The organism is Candidatus Weimeria sp. HCP3S3_B5 (assembly GCF_052064335.1).
Lineage (GTDB): Bacteria > Bacillota > Clostridia > Lachnospirales > Lachnospiraceae > Weimeria.
This window is the reverse complement of the sequence record NZ_JBQHVU010000020.1, coordinates 38107-44274: the sequence shown is the minus strand read 5'-3', so window position 1 is coordinate 44274 and position 6168 is coordinate 38107. Positions and strand designations below refer to the sequence as shown.

Genomic DNA, 6168 nt, shown 5'->3' with positions numbered 1-6168 from the left:
TCTGTACTATAGATTTTTTTTGGCGAAAAAATTGTACAGGAAAATGTATGCTTTTTCAATATTTACAAGGGTTACAGCGTTTTAGCTACCCACACAAACTGATGAAGAGCCGTAAAAAATATCAGATTTTATTACAATCAGAATCTAAAATAGCTAACATAAGGAATCCAAAGTTTTGATTTAAAAAGCAGCATTACCAAATTTGAAGGCTGAATCCAACTCCGATCTGTCGAATTTCTCTTATTACCAGATCATGTTTATCCAAGGCAAAACCAGATATCTAAGGCAACAACGATCATATACATTTCCGCATAAAAAATCTCAGGTTTCGGTACTACTCTGATAGTGAGCGATCTAATCCCTGAGATATTATTAGCAAGCTCATCGGTTTCACCCGATAGATTTGTTTTACTCGTTTATTTCGTTTTATCAATAAAAAATCATCCCCGCCAGGGGACGGGGATGAAAAGTGCCAATCAATCTAGCTAGATCTTATGGTTTACCAGCTCCCTGGTTGCCAGCTCAAGGGTTGACAGCTCCCTAGTTGCCACCTCCCTGGTTGCCACCTGCCTGGTTGCCACCAGACCATGATCCGGTAACTGATACAGCCTTTGTTGTTGCATCCACCTCTGCTGAAACTGTTAAAGTCTGCTCCTTATAAGTATTTGATTTTGGACCTTTTGCAAGATCGGCACTTGAGAAATTAGCTTTTATCTCATTTGTAAAGTCTGATGCTTTTACGGTAATACCAGAACTAGACCACTCTAATATATCTGTTTTTTTAGTCGACAGCTTACTATAAAGATCCTCATCAGCACATGCTGTTTTTACAACATTAATCAGCTCGTTTTCTGTGGACTTGTCTGCACTAACCCTCGACTTCTCCACATATCTCAGATACTGTGGAGCAAGGATTGCAGCGAGTACTGCGATGATTGCGATTACTACGATGAGCTCGATAAGAGTGAAGCCCTTGTTGTTCTTCTTTGCTACCTTTGTGTTCATTTGCATTTTCTCCTTTTCACTGAACACCTGTATCCGCATCTCTTGAGATTTGGATACAGAACCAATAGTTACCCCCACTATCAGTTGAGTGGAGTCCCACGGCAGGTTCACTGCTGTGGGTCAGCGATGTGCGCGTCCCCTGGAACACTCTCATCGTCGTCTTACTTCTTCCCTGAAATATTCGTGAAGAATTTCTAAACAAAATATTAACACAAAACAATCGATTTGTTAATAGGATTTTTAGAAAATATTGCATAGTTTCCAGTACAATCTCTAAAACGTTTTAGTATCACGTATTGCAAACGCATGTGTACTGAAAAAATATTTTTAGTTTCCTGTGGCACCTTTATTTGTGCTACCCAAATCCGCCGTTTTCTCCTGATCAGGCTGTCTGTCGGATATTCCCCTCATTCTTCTCCTTGCTCTAAGCAATGTACTCTTAGAAATTCCGGTCTCTCTAGCTACCTGTCTGTAGGATTTTGTCTCTAAAAGTACAAGCGCATGACTGATCTTTTCCTCAGGGATTCTCGGACGCCCTCCCAGATGTCCCGAGGCGAGCCGACCCTCTCTCGTCCTCTGTATTATCATATCACGTTCGAACTCGGCAAAGGACAGGAAAATGTGCACGATTAGCTTGCCGGCAGGCGTATTGTCCATTGCCATATCGCCCATCGAAAGGATCTTTATCCTTATTCCTCTGTCTATAAGGCTCTGGATCAGCACTGCGCCGTCCGATACCGACCTTGAGATCCGGTCCAGCTTGGTCACTATAAGAGTATCTCCCTCCTGAAGCCTCTTTATCAGCCTCTTGAGCTGGGGCCTGTCTGTCGTCGCTCCGGTGTAGACATCGCGGTAGATATTTCTCTTCTTTACTCCGTGCTCCATAAGCTGCGCCTGCTGTTCAGCTAGGCTGTTGCCCTTGATTGCCTGGGTCGCGGTGCTTACCCGGATGTAACCGAACTGTTTTGTCTGTCTTGATTTCTGTTCTGCTGCCATGATCTGTCCTTTCTTTAGATATTTCTGATCCTGAGTGGTCGTGAGAGAAAAGAGGTGGGATAAGGAAGTTCTTTTCACTAAATTCGAGCTGCGCCTATAAGGAAGTTCTCTTCGCTAGGTTCGACCATCGCTTATAAGGAAGTTCTTTTCGCTAAGCTCGCACGGCGTCTTCGACTTGTGCTCGCTAATCTCAAAGAACGGCTTCGTTTCGGATTCGAGCTTCGCTTTCAGCTTGCTCTCATCTCGAAACTTTCAGCCTCGCACCTCTGACCTCACACCTCGCACCTCAGGCCTCCCACCTGTTCATACGTTCGAAAAAAGCTTGCAAATCCATCAGATCCATGATAAAATAATACCAGTAACAATTTACAGGAGACAGAGGAGAGTATGAGAAACAGAAGCGAAGACGCCACAGGTATACTCCTTTTGTCGCCATATGTGCAAAGAAAGGAGTATTATGAGATTGAATGAGACTTTGCCTGCAGCAGAAATGGACAGGGAGCGCCTGGAGCGCGAGCATCAGAAGGATCTGGAGCGGATCAGGGGATTTCGCCTGATAGATGACGATTTCATGAATGTCTGCTTCGATGATAACATACCAGTGACGGAGCTGCTGCTTCGCATCATACTTGGCAGACAGGTTTTTGTAAAGCAGGTGCGTACACAGCGGAATTTCAAGAACCTTGTTGGCAGGGACCTCTATCTGGATGTGCTTGCGGTTGAGGATGACGGCACACAGATGAACGTAGAGATCCAGCGCTCGGATAGTGGAGCCGATCCCAAGAGAGCCCGCTATCATTCCAGTATCCTTGATTCTCACAGCCTGAAGCCAAGCGAGGATTTTACCATGCTCCCGGAGACCTATGTGATCTTTATCACTGAAAATGATGTGCTCGGAGATAATCAGCAGATATACAGGATCGAAAGGATCATCAGAGGCTCAGGGAAACCATTTGGAGATGGAGAGCATATAGTATATGTGAACTGCGAAATAAGGGATGACGGAACAGAGCTCGGAAAACTGATCCATGATTTCTTCTGTGAGGATCCCGGTGATATGAACTATTCCGTACTGGCAGACCGAGTGAGATATTTTAAGGAAGATACGAAGGGAGTGAGAACTATGTGTAAGGTAATCGAAGAAATGCGTAAGGAAGTATGGAATGAAGCTTCTAGTGTGGCAGAGCGAAAGACAAAAGAAGCTAGTGTAAGAAGACTGTACCTTCAGGGACTTTCGTTTGATCAGATAGCTGCTGGAATAGATCTGCCTGTAGATGAAGTGAAGAATATTATCAGCTCAGAAAGTTAATAGCGCAGGTATGAGAGCTCAGGGTGTAGGGAGAAGGGTTCAGGACTTAGTTTGGATTTATCCCTAGCCCCTAGGCCCTAATCCCTTCCTTACTTCAAGGAAGATACGAAGGGAGTGAGAACTATGTGTAAGGTAATCGAAGAGATGCGTAAGGAAGTATGGAATGAGGCTTGGGATGAAGCTTGGAATGAAGCTTGGGGTAAGGCCTCTAGTGAGGCAGAGCTAAAGACAAAAGCAAGTGTCAGAAGACTGTACCTTCAGGGACTTTCGTTTGATCAGATAGCTGCTGGAATAGATCTGCCTGTAGATGAAGTGAAGAATATTATCAGTTCAGAGAGTTAATAGCACAGGCATGAGAGCTCAGGGGATAGGGAGAAGGGTTCAGGACTTAGTTTGGATTTAGATGTCCCTAGATCCTAAGTCCTAATCCCTAGCCTCTGGGTCCTCGCACCTCAGACCTCACACCTCAGACCTCACACCTCAGACCTCAGACCTCACACCTACTGACCTATCACCAGCCACTTGTCTATATTTCTCTTCTCTGTCAAGAATGATACTCCGATCTTATAGAGCTTTCTACCGTCGGCTGAGTATGGAATGGCATATCCTCTTGTATCGATCTGGGCCATTGCCTCCTCTACCGGTGCATCGAGCTTGAACTCGAATACGTATATATAGTCAGATGTCTTTACCACGCAGTCTGCACGACCTGTGGCCATATGTACCTCGCACTGGGTATATGCGCCCATAAGTGACAGGATCAAAAAGATCTGCCTTGACCATTCACCCTCGTACTCCGGTGCTCTTCCCTCAGGATAGGGGATCGAAGCAAAGAGGGATCTGATATGGTTTAAGAAGGAATCCGGCGCTCCTGACCTCAGGTCCTCCAGCATAAATTTGAGGGACAGCGGATTCTCCTGCCCTCCCTGTCCCAGAACAGAAGGTATCAGGGAATTCAGGAACCCATATTTCACCTCATCATTTGGGAACTTTAATGAATATATACCGAATTCATCATCATAGCCGCATATGGTAAGATATCCGGACTGATAGAATAGAGGGATCGGATTTTTGTCCTCGATCCGGTAATCCATAAGCTCATCTTCTGATGCAGCTACTCCATCCACTATCGTAGAAAGGGATAATTCGGATTCTTTAAGTTTCTTTATAAGGATTTCAGGGGTTGCAGTTCCGAACCAGTATCGCCTGAAATTCTTTTTCTCAAACGCAGAAAGCAGACTGAATGGATTATATACCCCGACCCCCTCACCTGAGAAATGATATCCATCATAGGTCTTCCTGAGCCTGGCAAGACAAGCATCGAAGCTCAGCCCGTGCTTTTCTGCAAGTAACTCTATCTCCGGTCTGAAGCTGGCCTCAAGCTCGTCCTCTGTTATTCCACAGATTCCAGAATACTTATCGTCCATAGATATATCGTTAAGCTGGTTCAGATCCGAAAAGATCGAAACCTTAGAAAACTTCGTGACTCCGGTAAAGAATACGAACTTCAGATATCCGTCCATATCCTTAAGTACTGAAAAAAAGCCCTTATACAGTTGTCGGTTCGCTTCCTCCTGCTTTGGATTGGAGATTGCTGTAGCCAGAAGTGGCTTATCATATTCATCCACAAGGACTACGACCTGACTACCGGTTTTTTCATACAGACACTCGATAATTGAACGAAATCTCACGGGGAGTGTATCACCTATGATAGATTTCCTATCCAGTTGATATCTTTCAATGCAGCCCTCAAGCACAGCAGAAAGCAGATCATCAAGGCCTATTTCAGAATTATATGCTCCGCCTGACAGATAAAATGATATCACAGGATACTTAGTCCAGGCATCACGACCTCTGGAATTTTCCTTTTCCTCGATATAGAGTCCCTTGAAGAGCTCCTTCTCTCCTGAAAAGTAGCTTTCAAGAGTAGAGATGAACAGACTTTTCCCGAACCTCCTCGGGCGGTAAAGGAAATAGCTTTTGGATCCGCTCTGGAGCCTGCATATATACTCTGTCTTGTCTACATATACATAACCATTTTCCCTCAGGTTTTTAAAGCTCTGTATCCCAACAGGTAGTCGTCTTTCCATATATACCTCCAATAAGATTCTAACCTTATATTCTTATTATAGCATGTATAATATTTTTTTCTGCCCGATCAGAAAAGTTTTCTGATCAGTGCGAACTATGACAGCATATTTAAATCTCAAGAGATGCGGATACAGGTGTTCAGTGAAAAGGAGAAAATGCAAATGAACACAAAGGTAGCAAAGAAGAACAACAAGGGCTTCACTCTTATCGAGCTCATCGTAGTAATCGCAATCATCGTAGTACTCGCTGCAATCCTTGCACCACAGTATCTGAGGTATGTGGAGAAGTCGAGGGTTTCAGCTGATGAGTCGACAGCAAAGGAAATCAAGAATGCAGTGCAAACAGCTTGCGCAGAGGATGATGTATTTACGGCGTTAAAGAATAACGATACAGTTGAATGGAAAGCTAGTTCGAATGCTTTGGAGGTTTCAAATGGAACGCTCAAAGCTGAGCTTGATAAGACAATAAAAGAAGTTCCTAAGATGAAATCAAAGAAATGGCAGCTGACAGACAATAAAGGCGTTTATACGATCACGATAAAAGTCAATGAAACAGATAGTTCAGTTAGTTTGGAAGAAACTTTCCCAGATCCTACAGCTCATCCTACAGCTCATCCTACAGCTTCATAATCCGTGATAAGCATTTCGTATCATCACGATAAAGTAATCATCCCCGTCCCCTGGCGGGGATGATTTTTTATTGATAAAACGAAATAAATGAGTAAACCCGAATTGTTCATAAGCCACCTGGATAGGTCCAAAAATCAC

General features: G+C 44.0%; 6 protein-coding genes. 3 read left to right on the top strand and 3 right to left on the bottom strand.

The window, feature by feature from the left end:
- Positions 1 to 540: 540 nt before the first annotated feature.
- Both ACTNCK_RS09745 and ACTNCK_RS09740 read right to left on the bottom strand, forming a co-directional pair.
- Positions 541 to 1005, bottom strand: a complete 465-nt coding sequence (locus ACTNCK_RS09745; protein WP_441082397.1) for a prepilin-type N-terminal cleavage/methylation domain-containing protein — start codon at positions 1003 to 1005, stop codon at positions 541 to 543.
- A gap of 327 nt (positions 1006 to 1332) precedes the next feature.
- On the bottom strand, positions 1333 to 2001 hold the full coding sequence (locus ACTNCK_RS09740; RefSeq protein WP_441082394.1) for a recombinase family protein: 669 nt from the start codon (positions 1999 to 2001) through the stop codon (positions 1333 to 1335).
- A gap of 457 nt (positions 2002 to 2458) precedes the next feature.
- Between ACTNCK_RS09740 and ACTNCK_RS09735 the strand changes: the two genes are divergently transcribed.
- Both ACTNCK_RS09735 and ACTNCK_RS09730 read left to right on the top strand, forming a co-directional pair.
- The gene (locus tag ACTNCK_RS09735) at positions 2459 to 3310 is read left to right on the top strand and encodes a PD-(D/E)XK nuclease family transposase (RefSeq protein WP_441082392.1); all 852 of its coding nucleotides are present in this window, start codon (positions 2459 to 2461) and stop codon (positions 3308 to 3310) included.
- A 123-nt stretch (positions 3311 to 3433) separates the two neighbouring features.
- Complete coding sequence (locus ACTNCK_RS09730) at positions 3434 to 3652, top strand: hypothetical protein (protein ID WP_441082391.1); 219 nt, start codon at positions 3434 to 3436, stop codon at positions 3650 to 3652.
- 158 nt (positions 3653 to 3810) lie between these two features.
- On the opposite strand, the gene ACTNCK_RS09725 is transcribed toward ACTNCK_RS09730, so the two are convergent.
- Positions 3811 to 5400, bottom strand: a complete 1590-nt coding sequence (locus ACTNCK_RS09725) for an AAA family ATPase (RefSeq protein ID WP_441082389.1) — start codon at positions 5398 to 5400, stop codon at positions 3811 to 3813.
- Between the two features lie 162 nt (positions 5401 to 5562).
- Between ACTNCK_RS09725 and ACTNCK_RS09720 the strand changes: the two genes are divergently transcribed.
- Positions 5563 to 6030 (top strand): prepilin-type N-terminal cleavage/methylation domain-containing protein, encoded by a 468-nt coding sequence (locus ACTNCK_RS09720; RefSeq protein WP_441082387.1) that lies wholly within the window; start codon positions 5563 to 5565, stop codon positions 6028 to 6030.
- Positions 6031 to 6168: the final 138 nt, after the last annotated feature.

Excerpts from the sequence above, each read along its gene's own strand:
- ACTNCK_RS09740 (WP_441082394.1), bottom strand. The coding sequence starts at position 2,001 with ATGGCAGCAGAACAGAAATCAAGACAGACAAAACAGTTCGGTTACATC.
- ACTNCK_RS09720 (WP_441082387.1), top strand. The coding sequence starts at position 5,563 with ATGAACACAAAGGTAGCAAAGAAGAACAACAAGGGCTTCACTCTTATC.
- ACTNCK_RS09745 (WP_441082397.1), bottom strand. The coding sequence starts at position 1,005 with ATGAACACAAAGGTAGCAAAGAAGAACAACAAGGGCTTCACTCTTATC.
- ACTNCK_RS09725 (WP_441082389.1), bottom strand. The coding sequence starts at position 5,400 with ATGGAAAGACGACTACCTGTTGGGATACAGAGCTTTAAAAACCTGAGG.
- ACTNCK_RS09730 (WP_441082391.1), top strand. The coding sequence starts at position 3,434 with ATGTGTAAGGTAATCGAAGAGATGCGTAAGGAAGTATGGAATGAGGCT.
- ACTNCK_RS09735 (WP_441082392.1), top strand. The coding sequence starts at position 2,459 with ATGAGATTGAATGAGACTTTGCCTGCAGCAGAAATGGACAGGGAGCGC.